The organism is Streptomyces sp. TSRI0107 (assembly GCF_001905845.1).
Lineage (GTDB): Bacteria > Actinomycetota > Actinomycetes > Streptomycetales > Streptomycetaceae > Streptomyces.
In genome coordinates this window covers 339,460-359,008 of record NZ_LIVZ01000003.1, presented here as the reverse complement: position 1 = coordinate 359,008, position 19,549 = coordinate 339,460, and the positions used below count along the sequence as shown (strand labels likewise).

General features: G+C 73.0%; 19 protein-coding genes. 9 read left to right on the top strand and 10 right to left on the bottom strand.

Going from position 1 to position 19,549, the window contains the following annotated elements:
- Positions 1-4 precede the first annotated feature (4 nt).
- Together AMK31_RS08565 and AMK31_RS08560 are read right to left on the bottom strand one after the other, a co-directional pair.
- Positions 5-388, bottom strand: a complete 384-nt coding sequence (locus tag AMK31_RS08565; RefSeq protein ID WP_073939774.1) for a DUF6980 family protein — start codon at positions 386-388, stop codon at positions 5-7.
- A gap of 75 nt (positions 389-463) precedes the next feature.
- The gene (locus AMK31_RS08560) at positions 464-2,023 is read right to left on the bottom strand and encodes an APC family permease (protein ID WP_073939773.1); all 1,560 of its coding nucleotides are present in this window, start codon (positions 2,021-2,023) and stop codon (positions 464-466) included.
- A gap of 350 nt (positions 2,024-2,373) precedes the next feature.
- Here AMK31_RS08560 and AMK31_RS08555 point away from each other — a divergent pair, with 350 nt between their 5' ends.
- The 4 genes from AMK31_RS08555 (at position 2,374) to AMK31_RS08540 (ending at position 7,447) form a co-directional block, all read left to right on the top strand.
- Complete coding sequence (locus AMK31_RS08555) at positions 2,374-3,690, top strand: phytase (RefSeq protein WP_241842586.1); 1,317 nt, start codon at positions 2,374-2,376, stop codon at positions 3,688-3,690.
- A 227-nt stretch (positions 3,691-3,917) separates the two neighbouring features.
- Entirely contained in the window at positions 3,918-4,805 is an 888-nt protein-coding gene (locus AMK31_RS08550) for an aminoglycoside phosphotransferase family protein (RefSeq protein WP_073939771.1), read from the top strand.
- A gap of 126 nt (positions 4,806-4,931) precedes the next feature.
- The gene (locus AMK31_RS08545) at positions 4,932-5,630 is read left to right on the top strand and encodes a response regulator (RefSeq protein ID WP_073939770.1); all 699 of its coding nucleotides are present in this window, start codon (positions 4,932-4,934) and stop codon (positions 5,628-5,630) included.
- A 98-nt stretch (positions 5,631-5,728) separates the two neighbouring features.
- Positions 5,729-7,447: a sensor histidine kinase gene (locus tag AMK31_RS08540; RefSeq protein ID WP_385310365.1), complete on the top strand. Its 1,719-nt coding sequence runs from the start codon at positions 5,729-5,731 to the stop codon at positions 7,445-7,447.
- A 116-nt stretch (positions 7,448-7,563) separates the two neighbouring features.
- On the opposite strand, the gene AMK31_RS08535 is transcribed toward AMK31_RS08540, so the two are convergent.
- Positions 7,564-8,766, bottom strand: a complete 1,203-nt coding sequence (locus AMK31_RS08535) for a globin domain-containing protein (protein ID WP_073939768.1) — start codon at positions 8,764-8,766, stop codon at positions 7,564-7,566.
- Between the two features lie 440 nt (positions 8,767-9,206).
- Here AMK31_RS08535 and AMK31_RS08530 point away from each other — a divergent pair, with 440 nt between their 5' ends.
- Positions 9,207-9,677 (top strand): Crp/Fnr family transcriptional regulator, encoded by a 471-nt coding sequence (locus AMK31_RS08530; protein WP_073939767.1) that lies wholly within the window; start codon positions 9,207-9,209, stop codon positions 9,675-9,677.
- Between the two features lie 42 nt (positions 9,678-9,719).
- Entirely contained in the window at positions 9,720-10,934 is a 1,215-nt protein-coding gene (locus AMK31_RS08525; protein WP_241842585.1) for a hypothetical protein, read from the top strand.
- Here the strand turns inward: AMK31_RS08525 and AMK31_RS08520 are convergent.
- Positions 10,831-12,027 (bottom strand): MFS transporter, encoded by a 1,197-nt coding sequence (locus AMK31_RS08520; protein ID WP_198948450.1) that lies wholly within the window; start codon positions 12,025-12,027, stop codon positions 10,831-10,833. The genes AMK31_RS08525 and AMK31_RS08520 overlap by 104 nt on opposite strands.
- Positions 12,024-12,581: a Chromate resistance protein ChrB gene (locus tag AMK31_RS08515; RefSeq protein WP_073939766.1), complete on the bottom strand. Its 558-nt coding sequence runs from the start codon at positions 12,579-12,581 to the stop codon at positions 12,024-12,026. Before AMK31_RS08515 ends, AMK31_RS08520 begins: the two co-directional genes overlap by 4 nt.
- A 107-nt stretch (positions 12,582-12,688) precedes the next feature.
- Between AMK31_RS08515 and AMK31_RS08510 the strand changes: the two genes are divergently transcribed.
- Positions 12,689-13,057, top strand: coding sequence for a DUF6234 family protein (locus AMK31_RS08510; protein ID WP_073939765.1), 369 nt, complete (start codon positions 12,689-12,691; stop codon positions 13,055-13,057).
- 110 nt (positions 13,058-13,167) lie between these two features.
- On the top strand, positions 13,168-14,478 hold the full coding sequence (locus tag AMK31_RS08505; protein WP_073939764.1) for a restriction endonuclease: 1,311 nt from the start codon (positions 13,168-13,170) through the stop codon (positions 14,476-14,478).
- A 145-nt stretch (positions 14,479-14,623) separates the two neighbouring features.
- Here the strand turns inward: AMK31_RS08505 and AMK31_RS08500 are convergent, their stop codons facing one another.
- Positions 14,624-15,166 (bottom strand): hypothetical protein, encoded by a 543-nt coding sequence (locus AMK31_RS08500; protein WP_107468553.1) that lies wholly within the window; start codon positions 15,164-15,166, stop codon positions 14,624-14,626.
- Between the two features lie 127 nt (positions 15,167-15,293).
- Between AMK31_RS08500 and AMK31_RS08495 the strand changes: the two genes are divergently transcribed.
- Positions 15,294-16,502 carry a M20 metallopeptidase family protein gene (locus AMK31_RS08495; RefSeq protein ID WP_073939762.1) on the top strand — a complete coding sequence of 403 codons (1,209 nt, stop codon included), beginning with the start codon at positions 15,294-15,296 and terminating at the stop codon, positions 16,500-16,502.
- A 117-nt stretch (positions 16,503-16,619) separates the two neighbouring features.
- On the opposite strand, the gene AMK31_RS08490 is transcribed toward AMK31_RS08495, so the two are convergent.
- The 4 genes from AMK31_RS08490 to AMK31_RS08475 form a co-directional block, all read right to left on the bottom strand.
- The gene (locus AMK31_RS08490) at positions 16,620-17,078 is read right to left on the bottom strand and encodes a MarR family winged helix-turn-helix transcriptional regulator (RefSeq protein ID WP_073939761.1); all 459 of its coding nucleotides are present in this window, start codon (positions 17,076-17,078) and stop codon (positions 16,620-16,622) included.
- A 71-nt stretch (positions 17,079-17,149) separates the two neighbouring features.
- Positions 17,150-17,569: an SRPBCC family protein gene (locus tag AMK31_RS08485; RefSeq protein WP_073939760.1), complete on the bottom strand. Its 420-nt coding sequence runs from the start codon at positions 17,567-17,569 to the stop codon at positions 17,150-17,152.
- Positions 17,570-17,595: 26 nt separating this feature from the next.
- Positions 17,596-18,606, bottom strand: a complete 1,011-nt coding sequence (locus AMK31_RS08480; RefSeq protein WP_073939759.1) for an aldo/keto reductase — start codon at positions 18,604-18,606, stop codon at positions 17,596-17,598.
- 374 nt (positions 18,607-18,980) lie between these two features.
- Positions 18,981-19,487, bottom strand: coding sequence for a hypothetical protein (locus tag AMK31_RS08475; protein ID WP_073939758.1), 507 nt, complete (start codon positions 19,485-19,487; stop codon positions 18,981-18,983).
- Positions 19,488-19,549: the final 62 nt, after the last annotated feature.

Genomic DNA, 19,549 nt, shown 5'->3' with positions numbered 1-19,549 from the left:
AACGCTAGGGCTGGTGCTCCCGCGGCGGCAGGTGGTTTTCGCCGGGCGCGCCGAACCCTTCGCCGGGTGCGGTGAACCCTTCACCGGGTGCGGTGAACCAGCGGTCTTCCTCGAACTCGGGAGGGACCCGGTCCTCCCAGGGGTCGACGCCGAGGCGTTCGAGTTCGTCGAACCACCGGTCCCGCAGCGACTCGGGCAGCCGCCGCCCGCACCAGGGGCAGAACGCGATGCCGACGCCCGACGTGCCGCCGTCGTGGACGATCAGCGCGTACTCCCGGAACCGGGGGGTGTACGAGATCAACGCGTCCGGGCAGGAGGAGGGGTCGTCGTGCCGGTCGCAGTGCCGGTTCACCCGGTCGGCCATCTCGGCGCAGCAGTGCGGGAACATCGTGGAAGCAGATCACGAACGAACGGCGGGGCACCCCCGGGGTGCCCCGCCGTTCGTCTGCGGTCAGGTCGGCCGTCAGTCCTCGGCGACCAGCGACGGCGTCTCCGTGGTGAGGGTCCTGCCCTGGAAGAACGCCGGGTTGCGCCACCGCATCCAGTACATGATCACCACACCGAGGAGCAGCAGGCCCACGCCGATCACGAACACCGAGCCCACGCCGAGGACCGAGGAGCCGCTGCCGTACTCCGGATTCCACATGTCGATCAGCGTCTTGGCGAAGACCGCGCTCAGCAGCAGCCCGCCCACCAGCGGGAAGAGGCCCTTGAAGAGCAGGTCGCGGCCGGAGCGCAGCACCTCGGCGCGGAAGTACCAGACGCAGGCGAACGCGGTGAGGGCGTAGTAGAAGCAGATCATCAGGCCGAGCGCGTAGATCGTGTCGACCAGCACGTGCTCGCTGACCAGCGTCATCACCGTGTAGAACACGCCGGTCGCGACACCGGCCATGACCGTGGCGCGGCCCGGGGTGCGGAATCGCTCGTGGACCTTGGCGTAGGAGGCGGGCAGCGCCTCGTACGTGGACATCGCGAGGACCGTGCGGGCGACCGGGATGAACGTGGTCTGCAGGCTGGCCGCCGCCGAGGCGAGGACGGCCACGAAGAGCAGGATGCCCAGCGCCGAGCCCATCACCGGACCGGCCAGCGCGGCGAAGACGTTGTCGGAGGTGTCGGGGTTGGCGAGTCCCAGCCCCTTGTCGCCGGAGCCGACGACCATCTGCGCGGCCACACCGGTGGCCAGGTACGAGCCGACCAGCACCACCATGGCGAGCAGCGCCGCGCGGCCCGGCGTCTTGGCGCTGCCGCTGGTCTCCTCGTTGGCGGTGAGACAGGCGTCCCAGCCCCAGTACATGAAGATCGACAGCGACAGTCCGGCGGTGAAGGCGCCGAACGACTGCACCGCGAAGGGGTTCATCCAGGACCAGGAGAAGTCCGCCGAGGTCGGGAAGTCGGCGCTGCCGGCCTTCCCGAACGCCATCGCGACGAACAGGGCGAGGACCACCAGCTGGAGCCCGACCAGCGCGTACTGCACGCCCTTGGTCGCGGTCATCCCGCGATAGCTGATCACGGTCGCGATGGCGACCAGCGCCAGGCAGGTGACGATGTGCACCGCCTTGTTCCCGTCGAGGGCGGCCACGTCCTCGCTGCCGGTGATCTCACCGGCGAGCAGCCAGAAGTACGAGGTCGCCACACCCGCGAGGTTCGAGAGCACGATGATCGTGGCGATCACCAGCCCCCAGCCGCACATCCAGCCCACCTTCGGGCCGAACGCCTTCACCGTCCAGGTGAAGGAGGTGCCGCAGTCCGGCATGACCTTGTTCAGCTCGCGGTAGGCGAACGCGACGAGCAGCATCGGCAGGAAGCCGGCGAGGAACACCGCCGGCATCTGCAGTCCGACCTCGCCGGCGGTGGACCCGAGGGTGGAGGTCAGGCAGTAGACCGGGGCCACGGTGGAGACGCCGATGACGGCGCTGCCCAGCAGCCCGACGGAGTTGCCGCTCAGCCCTTTGGCACGCATGCCGTGGCCGGGGCCCTCTTCGCCTGTGTTTCCGGCCATGGGCCGTGCGTCCAGCTGAGTCATGAACAGGACGTTAAGTGCTGCGGTTTCCGTGTCGACTGTGCGATACATCCAGGGCCCGAAAGCTTCATGATCCATCTATTCAAGGGTGTGACGGGGGCAACTGCCTGCGTTTCGAAGGTTGATCGAGGCAATGAAACTTGCCTTCCAAAACTGTTTGAGCCGCGTTCGATATTCGGTAATCGCAGCGGAGCCGGAAATGTCCGGTTGAAAGCTTCCCGTGTGATCTGAGTTACACATTCCGTCTGGCTGGAAACCGACGCCCTCGACCGTGTGTACAGATCTTGGTCTCCTCCGCGCCATCTACCGCCCGCAGCATCGGCATGTCCTCGACACCGATGAAGGAAGCGCTTGTGACAACGCACCGCACTCCGCGCAGAACCGCCGCCCTCGCCCTGGGCACCGCCGTGCTCACCCTCCTGGCCGTCACCCCGGCCGGGGCCGACGACGAGGCGCTCCCCACGGTCACCCCCGTCAGCGAGACCCCCGCGCTGTACGACGACGAGGCGGGCGGCAACTCCGACGCGGACGACCCGGCGATCTGGCGCAACGCGGCCGACCCGGACCGCAGCCTCGTCGTCGCGACCGCCAAGGAGGGCGGCCTGCGCGTGTACGACCTGGACGCCCGCCTGGTGCAGTCGCTGCCCGCCCCGCGTCCGCCCGCCGAGGACGACGCCCCCGGCCGTTTCAACAACGTCGACCTCGTCACCGGACTGCGCACCTCCGCCGGCCGCGCCGACGTGGCCGTCGTCAGCGACCGCGGCAACGACCGGCTGCGGATCTACCGCATCGACCCGTCCAGGCCGGGCGCCCCGCTGACCGACATCACCGACCCGGCCGCCGCCCCGGTGTTCTCCGCCGACCAGGCCGAGATCAACGACCAGCGCACCGCGTACGGCCTCGCCACCTGGCAGGACAAGGCCACCGGACGCACCTACGCCCTGGTCAGCCAGCGGGAACGGACCCGCGTCGCGCTCGTCGAGCTGACCCCCACGGCGAGCGGCACCGTCGGCTACCGCAAGGTCCGCACCCTCGACCTCCCGTCGTCCTTCCGCCTCCCGGACGGCACCAGCTGGTCGCCGTGCGCGGAACCGGGTGAGCTCCCGCAGGTCGAGGGCATGGTGGTGGACCCGGCGACCGGCACCCTCTACGCCGGTCAGGAGGACATCGGCATCTGGCGGGTGCGCGCCGACCTCACCACCAAGCCGGTCCTGGTCGACAAGGTCCGCGAGTTCGGTGTGCCCGGCGTCTACGACGAGGCGACCGAGGAGTGCACGGCGGGCGCCGACCCCGGCTACGGCGGCGAGCGGCTGACCGCCGACGTCGAGGGCCTGACCCTGTTCCAGGAGTCCGACGGCGACGGCTACCTCCTCGCCTCCAGCCAGGGCGACGACACCTTCGCCCTGTACGACCGCGAGGTGAGCGAGGACAACGAGTACGAGGGCGGCTTCCGCGTCGGTGCCGCCTCGGCGACGCTCGACGGTTCGGAGGAGTGCGACGGCGCCGCCGTCCTGAACGCCCCGCTGGGCCGCCGCTACCCGAACGGCCTGCTGGTCGTCCAGGACGGCCATGAGACCCCCGAGGTCTCCGACGGCGAGGGCGGCACCCGCACCGCGACCGGCTTCAAGTTCGTCGACCTCGGCGACGTCGTGGACGCCGCCGACATGTGACCCCCGCACGGCCGCCGGGTGCCCTCCCGCACTCCGGCGGCCGTGACGTCCCGGCGCCCCGGCGGGCGGCCGTACCCGTTAACCTCGACGATCACCGGCTCCGACCAGGCCGGACGACAATCGGACAAAGGGGGGACGGGCATGGCGCGCAAGGCGGTCCGAGCCGCGGTCGGCGGCCACCACTTCGCCAACCGGGACATACGGCTCCACGAGACGGACGACGCCGCATGACGGACCACGGCGTGGACGACGACCTCGTACGGCGGCTGATCGCGGAGCAGTTCCCCCGGTGGGCGGAGCTGCCGCTGACGCGGTTCCCGTCCGGCGGCACGGTGAACGCCGTGTACCGGCTCGGCGACGAGATGACCGTACGGCTCCCGCTGACGCGGGGCGGCGTCGCGGACGTGGCGCTCGAACAGTACTGGCTGCCGCGTCTCGCGCCGCTGCTGCCCACCCCCGTCCCCGAGGTGCTGGCGGCCGGCGAGCCCGGCGAGGGGTATCCGTGGCCGTGGTCGGTGTACCGGTGGCTGCCGGGGGAGAACCCCGAGGCGGGAGCGCTGACCGAGCCGGTGGCGCTGGCCGCGGACCTCGCCGCGTTCGTGACGGCGGTCCGCGGCGTCACCCTGCCGGGAGCGCCGACGGCCCATCGCGGCGGGCCGGTCGCCTCCCTCGACGCGGAGACCCGGGCGGCGATCGAGCAGCTGCGCGCCGTCCCGCAGGAAGGCGTCGACTGCGACGCCGTGGCCGCCGTATGGCAGGAGGCGCTGCGGGCCCCGGACTGGGACGGGCCCCCGGTGTGGCTGCACGCCGACCTCATGCCGGGCAACCTGCTCGTGGACGGGGGCCGGCTGACCTCGGTGATCGACTTCGGTTGCATGGGCGTCGGCGATCCGGCCTGCGACCTGTTCCCGGCGTGGAACCTGCTGCCGGCCGAGGCCAGGCAGGTGTTCCGGGAGGCACTGGACGTCGACGACGCGACCTGGCTGCGCGGCCGGGCGCGGACGCTCTCGCAGGCCGTGATCGCGCTGCCGTACTACCGGGAGACGAACCCGGCGATGGCGGGCAACGCCCGGCATGTGATCCGGGAGGTGCTCGACGAGGTCTCGAAGGCGTAGCGGTCTTCGGGTCCGGTCGCGATCAGGGCCGAACGGCCCTGGCCATCCGGCCCTGTGACGAGAAGGATCCTGAAGGGGAACCCGTGCAGCGCGGGGGCCCCGCGGAACCAGGACGAGGAGCGAGCGATGGCGGACAGCGAGCGGCCCGGGCCCGACGGACCGGTACGCGTCTTCCTGCTGGACGACCACGAGGTGGTCCGGCGCGGGGTGCGCGACCTGCTGGACGACGAACCGGACATCGACGTCGTCGGCGAGGCCGCCACCGTCGAACAGGCGCTGGTGCGGGTACCGGCGCTGCGACCGGACGTAGCCGTCCTCGACGTCCGGCTCCCCGACGGCGACGGCGTCACCGTCTGCCGTGAACTGCGCTCACGGATGCCCGGCCTGGCCTGCCTGATGCTGACCTCCTTCGACGACGAGGAGGCCCTGCTCGACTCGATCATGGCGGGCGCCTCCGGATACGTTCTGAAGCAGATCCAGGGCTCCGACCTGGTCACCGCGGTCCGCACGGTGGCCCGCGGCCAGTCCCTGCTCGACCCGAGCGCCACCAGCCGGGTCATGGCCCGGCTGCGCGGCGCCGACCAGCCGCAGCAGGAACCGGACGCCCTGCCCGCGCTGACCGACCGGGAACGCGAGATCCTCGCCCTGGTCGGCGAGGGCCTGACCAACCGGCAGATCGGACAGCAGCTGTTCCTCGCCGAGAAGACCGTCAAGAACCACATCTCCCGCCTCCTGGCCAAGCTCGGCGTCGAACGGCGCGTCCAGGCCGCCGTCATCGCCAGCCAGGCCCAGGACCGGCTCCGGCAGGACGGCCGCGGCCTCTGAGCCGCCCGCTCCCGGCCCGGTCTACGGTGGCAGGAGAGGCGGCGGACGCGTCCGGGCGGAGGGCGCACACGAGACGAGGCCTGGAGGGAACACGGGTGGTGAGCGGCGCGGAGCCGGGCGAGGCACGCATCCGGCTGCCCCAGCTTCGGCTGGACGAACTGCTGGAGGAGGTCCAGGCACGCCTGGACGCCGCCCGCGGCACCCGGGACCGCGTGCACAACCTGCTGGAAGCGGTGCTGTCGGTCGGGCGCGAACTCGACCTCCAGCAGGTGCTGCGCGGCATCGTGCAGGCCGCGGCGGCACTCGTGGACGCCCGGTACGCGGCCCTCGGCGTGATCGGCCCCGACGGCAGACGGCTGTCGGACTTCTACACCGTCGGCGTCACCGACGACCAGATCGCCGAGATCGGCAACTTCCCCGAGGGCCACGGCATCCTCGGCGAACTGATCCGGCACCCCGAGCCGCTGCGGCTGGCGAAGCTGTCCGAGCACGCCGCCTCGTACGGCTTCCCGCCCCACCACCCGCCCATGAACACCTTCGTCGGCGTCCCCATCCGGGTCCGCGACCAGATCTTCGGCAACCTCTACCTGACCGAGAAGCGGGGCGGGGCGCAGTTCGACGAGGAGGACGAGTCGGTGCTGGCCACGCTGGCCGTGGCGGCCGGCGTGGCCATCGACAACGCCCGTCTCTACGAGGAGTCCCGGCTGCGGGAGCGGTGGCTGCGGGCCAGCGCGGAGATCACCCACAGCATCATGTCCGGCAGCGGCCGGAGCGAGGTGCTGGGCCTCATCGCCGAACGCGCCCGGGAGATCACCGGGGCGGCGCTCGCGGTGGTCGCGGTGCCCATGGAGGACACCGGGACCCTCACCGTCGAACTCGCCCTCGGCGAGGAGGCCGAGGTGCACCGGGGGCTGGTGCTGCCGGTGGACGCGAGCCTCATCGGCCGGGCCTTCGCCGACGCCGCCACCGTCACCACCCCGGACATCGCCCAGGACGACCGCGTCTCGACCGGCCCCCCGAGGTTCGCCGGACTCGGCCCGGCGGTCGCGGTCCCCATCGGCAGCGGTGACGGCGTACGCGGTGTCGTCCTGCTGGTCCGCGAGGCGGGCCAGGCGGCGTTCTCCCGGCACCGGACCGAGCCGCTGGAGTCCTTCGCCGGGCAGGCCGCGGTCGCCATGGAACTGGCCGAGCGGCGCCGGGACGCCGAGCGGATCGCCGTGCTCCAGGACCGCGACCGGATCGCCCGCGACCTGCACGACCTGGCGATCCAGCGGCTGTTCGCGACCGGTATGACGCTGCAGAGCGCCGGCCGCTTCATCGAGCACCCGGGGGCCGCGGAACGGGTGACACGCGCGGTGGACGACCTGGACGAGACCATCAAGATCATCCGCTCGACGATCTTCGGTCTGCGCTCCCGCGGGAACGGCGCCGGCACCGGCCTGCGCGCCCGCGCGGCCCGCGTGGTCGGGGAGGCCGCCCCCGTCCTGGGCTTCTCGCCCAGCCTGCGGATGGACGGCCTCCTGGACACGCGCGTGCCCAAGGAGACCGCCGACCACGTCGTCGCCGTCCTCTCCGAGGCACTGACCAACGTCGCCCGCCACGCCCGCGCGGGCCGCGCCGACGTGGTCCTGGAGACCGACGCGAGGGAGCTGCGGCTTGAGGTCTCCGACGACGGCGTCGGCATCCCCGCCGAGGGCCGCCGCAGCGGACTGCGCAACATGGCGGAACGGGCCGCCCAGCTCGGCGGCGAGCTGACCTGGACGACACCGCCGTCCGGCGGCACCCGGCTGTGCTGGCGGGTGCCTGTCACTCCCTGATAGGGGGCGTCTCGCCGATCATGCCGGGCTCGCGGCGCCTGGCACCTCCCTGATCCGGCCTGATCGACGGGACACCCCCCAGCGCCGCGGACGGCGGTCCGCGTCTCAGCCGGAGGTCAGGCGGCGTCCGCCTGCCACAGGTCCGGGCCGAACACCTCGTAGCGGATGCGCTGCGGGGCGACTCCCTGCTCCAGCAGCTGCGAACGGACGGCGCGCATGAACGGCAGGGGGCCGCACAGGTACACGGTCGCGTCGGCGGGGACCGTCACCTCGGAGAGGTCCATCAGACCGGTGCGGGCGTCGGGCTCGGCGGCGCCGGGGCGCTCGTACCAGAACACGGTCTGCGCGTGCGGCAGCCGGTCGGCCAGCAGGCGCGTCTCGGCGCGCAGGGCGTGCTCGTCGGGGGAGCGGTCGGCGTGCAGCACCTGGACGGGGCGCTCCGAACCGGTCGCGGCGAGCCGGGCGAGCATCCCGACCAGGGGAGTGCAGCCGATGCCCGCCGACACGAGGACGAGCGGGGTGCCGGTCTCGTCGAGGACCACGTCGCCGAACGGCGCGGAGAGGGTCAGCTCGTCCCCGACCCGCACCGTGCCGTGCAGCAGGTTCGACACCTCGCCGTCCGGGGCGCCCTCGCCGCCCGCGACCCGCTTGACGGTGATACGGCGGAGCTGGCCGCCCGGGTCGGCGGACAGGCTGTACTGCCGCAGCTGGCGCACCCCGTCCGGCATGGTCGCCCGGACGCTGACGTACTGCCCGGCGCGGGCCGGCGGCGCGGGCTCGCCGTCGGCGGGCCGCAGCAGGAACGACACCACGTCCGCGGTCTCCTCGCGGCGCTCGACGACGGTCCACGGCCGCCAGATGTCGCCCGGCTCCACGCCCGCGCCCTGGTAGATCCGCGCCTCCAGGGCGATCAGCGCGCCGGCCATCAGCCAGTACACCTCGTCCCAGGCCGCGGCCACCTCCGCCGTCACCGCGTCGCCCAGCACCTCGGCGATCGCCCCGAACAGGTACTTGTGCACGACCGTGTACTGGTCCTCGGTGACACCCACCGCGGTGTGCTTGTGGGCGATCCTCTGCAGCAGGGCGTCCGGGCGGGCGTCGGGGTTCGCGAGCAGCGCGGTCGCGAAGCCGGCCACCGCCCCGGCCAGGGCCCGGCGCTGGCTGCCGACGGCCTGGTTGCCCCGGTTGAACATGCCGTCCAGCAGCTCGGGGTGGTCGCGGAACAGCTCCCCGTAGAAGCGCTCGGTGATCTCGTCGAGCGCGCCGCCCACGGCGGGCAGCGTGGCGCGTATGACGGCGGCGGACTCTGCGGACAGCATGAAGCCTCCCTGGACGGGGCGGGAAACGGAGAAGGCGGCGACCGCGCCGGGTGGAGCGGTCCGCCGCCTCTGTATAGCAACCGGATTCGAGCGTTCCGGCCGGTTCCGGGGCGCTGACCGGCAACGGAGGACCACCAGCCCAGGGGATCGGGACCACCGGCCCCGGCACCCGGGACCACCGGCCCCACGCATCGGGGACCTCCGTCCCCCGCGAACAGGGACCTTCGGCCCTGTGCCACGGGGCCGACCGGACCACTCGGCGGAGCACGGGCGGCACACCCGGGCCCGGCCGGCTGGGCGGCCCGGACGAGAGCCCACCGGCACGCCGGACAGGGCCGCTCGGCCCAAGCCGTCCGCCGCGCCCGTGACCGACGCTGTCCTCAGGTGCCGTACAGCCGGGGCGACCACGCTTCGGCCGCCGTACGAGGAGGCGCAGTTCCATGACCACCACGACCACACCCCGGATGAACCGGGCCTTGCCCACCGAGCACCGGGGCACGCTGATGTCCGTCGCCCGCGGGGTGACCGTCCCGCAGGGCGCCCGCCTGTTCGAAGAGGGCGGCAGGGCCGACCGCTTCTGGATCGTCCGCACCGGCACGGTCGCCCTCGACCTGCGCGTCCCCGGCCGGCGCCCCGCCGTCATCGAGACCCTGGGCTTCGGCGACCTCGTCGGCTGCTCCTGGCTCTATCCGCCGCACGTGTGGCAGCTGGGCGCCGAGGCGGCCACCCCGGTGCGCGCCTGGGAGTTCGACGCCGAGGCCGTCCGGGCGCTGTGCCGCACCGAGCCCGGCATGGGCGAGGCGGTCGCCCGCTGGGTCGGCCTGGTACTCGCCCACCGCCTGTACGCCGCCCGCACCCGGCTGCTCGATCTGTACGCGCCCTACGGCAGCGGGTCCTTGTCGGTGCCGTGACGTACGGTGCGTGCTGTCCGTCACCACACACGGGGAGTTCACGTGCCGTCCCAGCCCGCCCGACTCGTCGCCACCCTGCCGACCCTGTTCACGAATCCCCGCACCTCGGCGGAGCTGGTGAGGTCGGCGGGAGGGCGCACGCTGGTGCAACGCGGCGACGACGAGCTGGTCGTGCAGCGGCTGGACGGCGACTTCCGCGCGACGGGGGACGCCCTGCGCTTCCCGGCTCCCTGGCCACTGCGGTTCGGATCGAGCGCGGTGGCGCCGGACGGCGGCCTGGCCGTCTTCACGGGCGTGCACGCGGTGCGCGCCGTGGATCCCACGGGCGCGGTGCGCTGGGAGGTCCGGCACGGCTGCTGGTACGGCGCGTGCCGGGAGATGCACCGCTCCTTCGAGGAGTACGCGGACGACCGCGACCACCGCTACCCCGACCGGGGATCCGCAGCCTTCTCGTCCGACGGGCGCCTGGTGTGGGCACACGTCCGCGGGCCGCTGTCCGAAGGGCCGCTGGACGGCGAGACCGTGGACGAGTGGCTGGTGCTGGACGCCCGCGACGGGCGGGTCCTCGCGCGGGTGGACGCCCGGTCGGCGGCCGCCGGGAGCGTCCACGTGCCGCATCCGGACCCGGCGCAGATGGGGCTGACCATCGGGGAGGGGCAGGACGGGGCGCCGCTGCGCTGGGGGCGCTGGGACGGCGAGCGGCTGACCGTCGACCACTTCGAGGACCAGGACCTGGTCCTGATGGACGTGAGCCCGTCCGGCGACCGGCTCCTCACCGTCGACCACGACCAGGACGCCCTCGCCGTCCTGCGCACCGAGGACGGCGCCGCCCTGGGACGGTGGGACGCCGAGACCACTGTCCCGCCGCACCCCGACGCGGACCCGGACGCCGACGAGCTCTGGCTCGCGTGGGACTGGGCGGGCGGCTTCCTCGACGAGACCACCGTCCTCACCGGGACCGTCGAGACCGACGAGGAATGGGGCGAGGGCCGGCACTGGCTGCTCCGCACCGACCCGCCCCGCCCGCTCGAACCGGTCACCTACCCGTTCCCGGTGTCCGGCCTCCCCACCGCCATCGGATGTGGTGCACCACCACCGAGTCCGCGATGCACATCTGGTCCCTGCACTGACCGGAACGGGCGGCGGCGGTGCGCTATCCGGCCCGGCCCGCGCCGGCTATCGCCCCCTTGCGCTGTACGACAGCCACCGCGGCGCCGAGGGCGACGAGGACGGCCAGGGCGGCGTAGCCGTACGTGAGGGTGGCGACGGTGGCGACCGCCGCGACGAGGAGGGGGCCGCCGGCGTCACCGAGTTCGCGGCCGAGTTCGGCGGCGCCCATGGTCTGCCCCATGCGTTCCTCGGGAGTGCGGGTGGCGAGTGCGGCGAAGCCGAGCGGGGTGATCAGGCCGGTGCCGGCGCCGATGAGGGCGGCGGCGAGGAGCACCCCCGTGAGGCCGGGCAGCATGGCGCAGCCGAGGCCGGCGGCGGTGACGGCCAGGCCGGCGGCGAGACCGGTACCGGTGGTCAGCCGCCCGCTGTCGAGGGCGCGTCCGGCGTAGGGCTGGACGAAGGCGGCGGTGGCCGCGAGGACGGATACTGCGGCGCCGGTGGCGATGGTGCCGAGTCCGGCGGCGGCGCCCGAGACGGGCAGGAAGCCCACGCCGACGGACAGCGCGGCGGTCGCGGCGGCGAGCGCGGCCGTGGGGCCGAGGAAGACCGGGTCGGAGAGCCGGCGCGCCAGGTCGAGGACCGTCTGGCGCTGCTTGGGCAGCGGCGGCACGGCCGGCACGGCGACCGCCGCCCACACCGCGACCCCGGCACCGAGCACGGCGAGCACGGTGAAGAGCAGCCGCAGACCGCCGGCCCACACCAGCAGCCCGCCGAGCAGGGGGCCGAGGGTGTAGCCGACGGACTTGTGGAAGCCGTAGCTGCCGAAGGCGCGGCCGCGCTTGGCGGCCGGGTTGAGACGTGCGACGAGCGCGGAGGCGGACGGCGAGAACGCGGAGGCGGCGGCGCCCTGGCCGAGGCGGGCGGCCCAGAGCCAGCCGGGGCTGTCGGCCATGACGTACAGGGCGGAGGCGGCGGCGAACGCGACGAGGCCGCCGACGAGAACGGGCTTGGCGCCGATGCGGTCGGCGAGGGTGCCGAAGACCGGTTTGAGGACGACCTCGGCGCCGTCGTAGAGGGCGAGGAGCCCGCCGAGGACGAGCAGGGAGGTGACGGCGTCGTCGGAGAAGCCGCCGAGGTTGGCGGCGATGCCGTGCGCGCCGAAGGCCGTCGTGAACCCGGCGGCGTACAGCGGCCACATGCGGCGGGCGGGCGCCGCCTGCGTGGGAGCGGTGGCGGTCATCCGAGGTCCTCCGGGGCTTCGTGCAGGACGGCGAAGACCCGCTCGGCGTAGTCCTCGCACACGGCCACGCAGGTCTTGAGGCGAGCCGCGGCCTCGGCGGCCTCCGGCGCGCCGAAGACGTCGCGGGCGGTGAGGTCGCGGTGCCAGCGGCGCAGCCGCTCCAGGGACTGCTCCTCCTCCTCCAGTTCGGCGAGGGTGAACTTGGCGTTGCGGATCTCCTTGGCGATCTCGTCCTCGAACTTGCCGCAGTCCGCCAGGAACTCGGACCAGTCGGCGGAGCGCGCCGCGGTGAACATCGCCTGGAAGCGGGCGGCGTCCTCGGGGCCGCGGCCGGAGGCGTTGAGGGTGAGCGCGAGACCGCCCGACTTGTCGGTGAGCTCCAGGGCCCGGGCGACACCGTCGGCGAAGACCGGCACGTCGGGCACCGCCCAGACGCCCTGCCCGAGGGAGAGGGCGCCGATGCGGCGCAGCTCCCGCCAGACGGCCACCCGGTGACGGGAGGGCTCGGCGGGGATCCTGATCACGAGGACGAGCCAGCGCACGTCCGCTTCCATGGTCGGCACATCAGGAAATGTAGCAGCCGTTACATCCGACTGTGTGCCGACCGGGTTTGAGTACGGGTACTCATGACAGCGCGCGCCCGCCGGGGGACCGTCGCCGGGTGAGTGCAGACACCGAACGTTCCGGTCGCGGCGCCGCCACGGTCCTGATCGTCGTCGAGCTGGCGGTCCTGGCCGTGATCTGGCTGTCCTGGGCCGCGACCTACTGGTCGTGGGACCCGCAGAGCTACGGTGACCGGCCCGGCCCCTACCTGCGCAAGGCCGCTTTCGTGCCGGCCGCCGCCCTGGTCCTCGCCGTCGTGGCCGCGCTCCGCAGGGCGCGCACCGTCGCCATCAGCCAGCTCGTGCTGGCCGCCGCCGTCTGCGGGCTCATCCTCGGCGCGAAGGGCGCCGGTGAACGGGCCTACGAGTCCTCGTACCGGGACGCCTGCCGGGCGGGCGTGCTCTGCGACGCCCCTCGGTCCCCATAGCGTCATGTCTGGTGACGTCGGCGCCGGCCGGATCGGTTAAAGTCTGCTCACTTTCGAAGCAAGGGGTGCGGGGGGAAGCAGTGCCGCTCGGCATATGTTCGGTCTGTCGGATGCAGCTGCCCTTGGGCAAGGGACGCATCGTCTCCCACAAGGTGCAAGGGCAGGCATGCCCCGGGTCCGGCCGGGCGCCGGCGGACTCGCGCTCCTCGCAGAGCGACACCCGAGCCGCCGGCGGTGACAAGAGCACGGCTCGGATCTCGCCGGTGGACAACTGGGTGGCGGGGATCGAGTTGTCGCTCATCCTCGTGGCCATCGTCGCGTTCCTCGTCGCGCTGGTCGCGATGTTGTTCTCCGAGGTCGTCGCGGCGATCTCCCTGGCTGTCACCGCGGTCGCGGGAATCACCGCATGGATACTCGACCGCACCCCGGCGGGCCGGCGCAACAGCGCCCGGAGCACGGCTCAAGCGGCCCGGCAGGCCAGGATCCAGGAGAGGAAGGCCGCACTCGCCGAGCGGCAGCGCGAGCGGGAGCAGCGGGAGGCCGCCGCCGGTGAGGCGGCCAGAGCGGCCAAGGCACTGCGGCGCGCGGTACGTCAGCTGCTCGACGGCCTGCCGGAGCGGGGAACACCGCAGGAGGAAGCGATCGCGTACTGCCTGTCGGGGACCGGCGCGGCACGCGACCCCCGGGTCCGGGCCGAGGCGGAGCGGCTCGCTCGACGGCATGTCGCGGTCGACGAGCGCATCCTGTGCGTCGCCCTCTCGGCGGCCGTCGGGTCCGGGAAGCGCCCGGCCCTGCTGATCCTCACCGACCGCGGAGCGGCCGTGTCGGACAGAGGCACGTCCTACAGGTACGACCCCGATCCCGACGACGTGATCGAAGGCAGGGGACTGCAGGTCGGGGACGTGCTCTTCTCCTTCCTGGACAACCCTTCGCTGCGGACCGCCCTCGCCGCCAGGGAAGAGGCCGCGGCCCTCCCCGCACCGGCCGCGCCTGCGGCGGGCCGGCCCGAGCCACGGCTGATCCGCACCGCGCGGGACGCCGAACTCATCGCCGTCGACTGGATGCGGTACCTGGGCTTCACCGACGCGGTGGCCACGCCCGTCGGCGCCGACGAGGGGATCGACGTCATCTCCGAAGCGGGCCTGGCCCAGGTGAAGATGGAGGGCAGCCCCACCACCCGCCCGACCGTCCAGCAGCTGCACGGCGTCGCCACCGCCAAGGAGCGGGAGGCCCTGTTCTTCTCACTGGCCGGCTACACCCCGCCGGCCGTCGCGTGGGCCTCGCAGCACGGCATCGCCCTCTTCCAGTACGACTACCAGGGGGCGCCGCAAGCCATCAACCCGCCAGCGCTGCGGCTGCTGGAGTCAGCCGACGGCCGGGCGCCCCGGCCGGCCGAGGCCGATCACGGCACCGACGCGTAGCCCGCTCGTCCGGCGTCACCCGGCGGGCAGGGCGTGACCCACGTGGGGTGTCGCTCGGCAACCGCCCGCCCCACTACCGGCGTTCAAGTTCGACCTGCCGCTCCCGCTCGGCGCGCTTCTCCTCGGCGCGGGCCCGGCGTTCGGCTCAGGCGCGTTCGGTGATCCTGGACGCGGGCTCGCCGCGGGCGACGCCGTGCCAGTAGGCGGCCACGCTCGCCGTCTGCCGCAGGACGCGGTCCGGCTCGGGCGGAGCCGGCCAGAACTGGAGGAGGTAGCGGTCCGCCTGCGCCTCCTCGATCCGGGTGTCCAGCTCGCTGCCCCGGTCCATGCCCAGCGCGCTGTAGCGCACCCGGTAGTCGGTCTCCTCCAGACCGAGCGGATAGCTCGCCCCGCCGCCCCACTCATTGAGGGAGACGTCCGCGGAACGAGGCCGGTACGACACCTCGACGACGTCCTCCCACACCGGGTCGAGCACGGGGGCGCGGTCGTGCACCTCGACGGTGAAGCCCACGTCGCCGGTGTGCAGCCCGGTGATCAGGAACAGCATCCCGGGCACCGCGGCTCCGCACAGCCCCGACGTCTGACCGGCGAAGCAGTCGTGCAGTTCGACCGATTCCTCGTCCGCGCTCTCGACGTAGATCTGGCCGTAGTGCACGGACACCTCTCCGTCGACCGGCCTGTACACCATCACGCCCTCCCCGTTCGGCCGCCGGCGGCGGCCTCCGGGCCATGCTAGAGGAGTGCCGCGTGAAGGACCGACCGGGTGGGCAGGCATTCCGGGCCGACCGAGCGCTCGCCGCACCAGAGGAGGCAGCATGACCGACGCCGCTCCCGTCCGCCTGCTCGACGACGCCCGCGTGCTGCTGCCCGGGATCGTCGCCGTGCGCCGCCGTCTGCACCGCGCCCCCGAAGTGGGCCTCAAGCTGCCCCGGACGCAGCGCACGGTGCTCGACGCCCTCGGCGGTCTGGGGCTGACGGTGACCACGGGCGACCGGCTGACCTCGGTCACCGCCGTACTGGAGGGCGCCCGCCCCGGGCCCACCGTCCTGCTCCGCGGCGACATGGACGCCCTGCCCCAACAGGAGGAGACCGGCCTGGAGTTCGCCTCCGAGGTGCCCGGCGCCATGCACGCCTGCGGCCACGATCTGCACACGGCGATGCTGGTCGGCGCCGCCCGGCTGCTCGCCGCGCGGCGGGCGGAGCTGGCGGGGCGGGTGCTGTTCATGTTCCAGCCGGCGGAGGAGACCGACGGAGGCGCCCGGTACATGATCGAGGAGGGGCTGCTGGAGACCCCGGACGGCGCCGGGATCGTCGCGGCGTTCGCCCTGCACGTCACCACGCGGTTCGAGAGCGGCACCGTCCGGCTGCGCCCCGGCCCGACCTTCGCCGCCTCCGACCAGATCCACCTGACCGTCCGCGGCCGTTCCGGCCACGCCTCGGCGCCGCACACGGCCCTCGACCCGATCCCGGTGGCCTGCGAGATCGTCCAGGCGCTGCAGACGCTGGCGACCCGCAGCGTGCACGTCTTCGACCCCGCCGTGATCACCATCGCCTCGATCCACGCGGGGACGACCACGAACATCATCCCGGAGACCGCCGAACTGCACGGCACCTTCCGCACCCTGACCCCGCAGACCCGGCGCCGTGTGCGCGAGGGCGTCGAGCGTGTCGCCCGGCATGTGGCCGCCGCGCACGGGGCGGACGTCGACGTGGATCTGATCGAGGGCTATCCGCCCGTCGTCAACGACCCGGAGGTCGCCGGGACCGTCCGCGACACCGCCGCGGCGCTGCTCGGCGCCGACCTGGTCGAGGAGCTGCCGGAGCCGTTCATGGGCGCGGAGGACTTCTCGTACGTCCTGCGCCGCGTCCCCGGCGTGATGGCCTTCCTCGGCGCACGCCGGCCGGGCACCTCCGCCGAGGAGGCGCCCGACTGTCACTCCAACCGAGTGGTCTTCGACGAACCGGCCCTGGCGGCCGGCGCCGCCCTGCACGCGGCGGTGGCGCTGCGCCACCTGTCGCGGTAGCGCTGTGCGCGCCGGGTACCGGGAGGGTTCACGGGCCGTGCCCTACGGCGACACCTCCTCCAGGCGCCGCCCGGCCGTCTCCTCCGCGCCCGCCCCGACGGAAGGGAGGGCGGTGGCTCAGCGCGGGGCCCGCACCGCTTCCACGGCCGCGACGAGCGACGCCAGCTCCGGGTTCGTGGCCGCGCCGTCGAGCGCCTCCCGAAGGGCGGCGTCGTTCGTCGGCCGGGCCTCCTCCAGGAGCCTCAGGCCGCTCTCGGTGACGTCGGTGTAGATGCCGCGCCGATCGGTCGGGCACAGATACCGGGACAGCAGGCCGCGCTCCTCCAGGCGGCTGACCAGGCGGGTGGTCGCGCTCTGGCTGAGTACGACCGCATCGGCGACCTGCCTCATCTGCAGGTGACCGCCTTCGCCGTCGTGCTGGCGGCTGAGTACGTCGAGCAGTGAGTACTCCCGCACGCTGAGGTCGTGCCGGAACTGCAGGGCGCGCTCGATGTGCGTCTCGATCCTGCCGTGCAGCAGGGACAGGGCGCCCCAGCCGTTGGCGAGGGCGGTGAGCGCGGGGTCCGTCGCGGTCATGGGGTCCGTGCCTCCTTCCGGATGCGGCTGGCCAAGGATAGGTCCGAACCCTATGAGGGTGTGGCGGGTGCTCAGGTTGCGAGCGTCCGGTGGAGGGCGTCGAGGCCGTCGGCGTAGATGCCGGTGAAGAGGTCGACGACTTCCTGCTCGGTGGCGCCCTTGGGGTTGAAGCGTCCGGACCACTGCACCTCGGCGACGTCGTCGCGGCCGGGGACCGTGTGGACGCGGAGGGTGGAGACGTAGCCGTCGACGGGGAACGGCGCTTCGAGGATGGCGTAGCTGTAGTGGCGCTCCGCCTCGTTGAAGCCGACCAGGCGCTCGATGATGACGTTGCCCTCGGGGTTGGTCAGGCGGCGGACGCGGCCGCCGTCGAGTGCGGTGCTCTCGGGGATGTACGGGAGCCAGTCCGGGAGTGCGTCGAAGCCGCCGATGAGGTTCCAGACCTCCTGGGGGGATGCGGGGACGACGCGGGAGACGGACGTGGAAGCCATGGTGGTGCTCCTGTTGCTGTGTGGGGTCAGGCGTTGTTCGGGAGCGGGGCGGCCGGGCTGACCAGGCCGGCGGCGCGCAGGTCGGTCCAGAACGCGGCGGGGATCGTCTCGTTCAGGGCCGCGGTGTCCTCGGCGATGCGGCTGGGGCGGGTGGTGCCGGGGATGACGGCGGCGGACGCCGGGTGGGCGAGGGAGAACTGCAGGGCGGCGGCCTTGATGCTGACGCCGTGCTCGGCGGCCAGCGCCTTCAGCTTGCCGACTCGCTCGATGATCTCGGCGGGGGCCCGCTGGTACTCGAAGTGGGTGCCGCCGGCGAGGATCCCGGAGCTGTACGGGCCGCCGACGACCATGTCGACGCCCTGCTCCTGTGCCATGGGGAGCAGGCGCTGGAGGGCGTGGTCGTGGTCGAGGAGGGTGTAGCGGCCCGCGAGGAGGAAGCCGTCGGGCTGCGGCTCGTCGAGGGCGAGGGTCAGCTCGATGGGCTCGGTCTTGTTGACGCCCAGGCCCCAGGCCTTGATCACGCCCTCGTCGCGCAGCCGCGACAGCACGCGGAAGGCGCCGGTGCGGGCCTCCTCGAACTTGCCGATCCACGCGTCGCCGTGGAAGTCCTGGGCGATGTCGTGGACCCAGACGATGTCGAGCCGGTCGGTGCCCAGGCGCTTGAGGCTGCCCTCGATGGCACGCTCGGTGGCCTCGGCGGTCCACTCGTGGAGGATCTTGTTCGGGTTGCCGTGCTCGAACAGGCCGCCCTTCTCGCCGAAGTCGGGTACGTCGGTCTCGTGCTCGTCGAGGATGACGCGTCCGACCTTGGTGGACAGGACGTACGTGTCGCGCGGCTTGGCCGCCAGGACGTCGCCCAGCCGCTCCTCGGCAAGACCGGCGCCGTAGAAGGGAGCGGTGTCGTAGAAGCGGATGCCGTGGTCCCAGGCGGCCTCGACGGTGGCGCGGGCCTCGTCGTCGGGGATCGCGCGGAACATGTTGCCGAGCGGGGCGGTGCCGAAGCCGAGGCGGCCGGGAAGGATGCTCTTGAGCGACATGAGAAGTGCCTTTGCGAGATGTGGGGGGAGGGGCCGGAGCAGCCCCGCGTGAGCGCCGCATCCCTGGATGCAAGCGCGCCTTACATGCGAAGACAATACTTGCATGCGCGGGCTATTGCAAGAGCCCTATATGTGCGTACGCCTGGTATCGCGCGTACTCGCCTGCGCCCGCCCGTCAGGCCGTGCGGCGCAGGGCGGCATCTGCGTAGTCCCCCGTCGGCGCCGAGGGTGAAGTGGCCCGGCGTTCGCCATGAGAACGTCGAGCGGAGCAGTGGGCCGTACGTTTCGAGGCGCCGCAAGGCGTCTGGTCACCGGGCGGGACGCCCATGGCAGTTGAATACGCGAGCGCACCGGTACCCAGAGCCGTCGTCATCTCACCCGCGCGGGCGCGACAGCACGTAGGAGTTGCCGGCGTCGGGGTCGCCGTAGAAGAAGAACAGCCGTACCTTCTCGTGCCGATCGCGGTCCACGTACAGGTCCCACGCGTACGTCTCGGGCGGGTCGAGCCGGACGGAGCCGTCGTCGGCCTTCTCGGCGTCGGCGCGTGTCTCGACGCCGGACCGGGTCGTCAGGGCGAGGTGCACCTCCTGGCCCTCGCTGTCGTCGGTCAGTTCCCAGGTGCCGGTCCCCGACAGGCGCCAGCCGTCGTCGAAGTCGAAGTCGTGGCCGTCGAGCCGCCGGACGACGGCCGTGCCGTCCCGGTGGAGGGTGACCCGGGTGTCCTCGACGTTCACCCAGCTCCCCGCGACCTCCGCCTCCGTGGCGTCGTGCACCCCCGTACCCCCGTAGTACTGGTACGGCCCGCACCCGGCCGTCACGGTCAGCGCGATCGTGACGCCGCCCAGCGCGCGACCCCACCCGCGTGGCCTGAATCCGCCCATCCCCGGCCCCTCCCCACACATGTCGACGCGCCAATTGAACACGTTCGAATCCGTGGTGGTGG

Bases quoted from the DNA above. Each gene is read 5' to 3' on its own strand.
- AMK31_RS08565 (WP_073939774.1), bottom strand. From the start codon at position 388: ATGTTCCCGCACTGCTGCGCCGAGATGGCCGACCGGGTGAACCGGCAC.
- AMK31_RS08560 (WP_073939773.1), bottom strand. From the start codon at position 2,023: ATGACTCAGCTGGACGCACGGCCCATGGCCGGAAACACAGGCGAAGAG.
- AMK31_RS08550 (WP_073939771.1), top strand. From the start codon at position 3,918: ATGACGGACCACGGCGTGGACGACGACCTCGTACGGCGGCTGATCGCG.
- AMK31_RS08545 (WP_073939770.1), top strand. From the start codon at position 4,932: ATGGCGGACAGCGAGCGGCCCGGGCCCGACGGACCGGTACGCGTCTTC.
- AMK31_RS08535 (WP_073939768.1), bottom strand. From the start codon at position 8,766: ATGCTGTCCGCAGAGTCCGCCGCCGTCATACGCGCCACGCTGCCCGCC.
- AMK31_RS08530 (WP_073939767.1), top strand. From the start codon at position 9,207: ATGACCACCACGACCACACCCCGGATGAACCGGGCCTTGCCCACCGAG.
- AMK31_RS08520 (WP_198948450.1), bottom strand. From the start codon at position 12,027: ATGACCGCCACCGCTCCCACGCAGGCGGCGCCCGCCCGCCGCATGTGG.
- AMK31_RS08515 (WP_073939766.1), bottom strand. From the start codon at position 12,581: ATGGAAGCGGACGTGCGCTGGCTCGTCCTCGTGATCAGGATCCCCGCC.
- AMK31_RS08505 (WP_073939764.1), top strand. From the start codon at position 13,168: ATGCAGCTGCCCTTGGGCAAGGGACGCATCGTCTCCCACAAGGTGCAA.
- AMK31_RS08500 (WP_107468553.1), bottom strand. From the start codon at position 15,166: ATGGTGTACAGGCCGGTCGACGGAGAGGTGTCCGTGCACTACGGCCAG.
- AMK31_RS08495 (WP_073939762.1), top strand. From the start codon at position 15,294: ATGACCGACGCCGCTCCCGTCCGCCTGCTCGACGACGCCCGCGTGCTG.
- AMK31_RS08490 (WP_073939761.1), bottom strand. From the start codon at position 17,078: ATGACCGCGACGGACCCCGCGCTCACCGCCCTCGCCAACGGCTGGGGC.
- AMK31_RS08485 (WP_073939760.1), bottom strand. From the start codon at position 17,569: ATGGCTTCCACGTCCGTCTCCCGCGTCGTCCCCGCATCCCCCCAGGAG.
- AMK31_RS08480 (WP_073939759.1), bottom strand. From the start codon at position 18,606: ATGTCGCTCAAGAGCATCCTTCCCGGCCGCCTCGGCTTCGGCACCGCC.
- AMK31_RS08475 (WP_073939758.1), bottom strand. From the start codon at position 19,487: ATGGGCGGATTCAGGCCACGCGGGTGGGGTCGCGCGCTGGGCGGCGTC.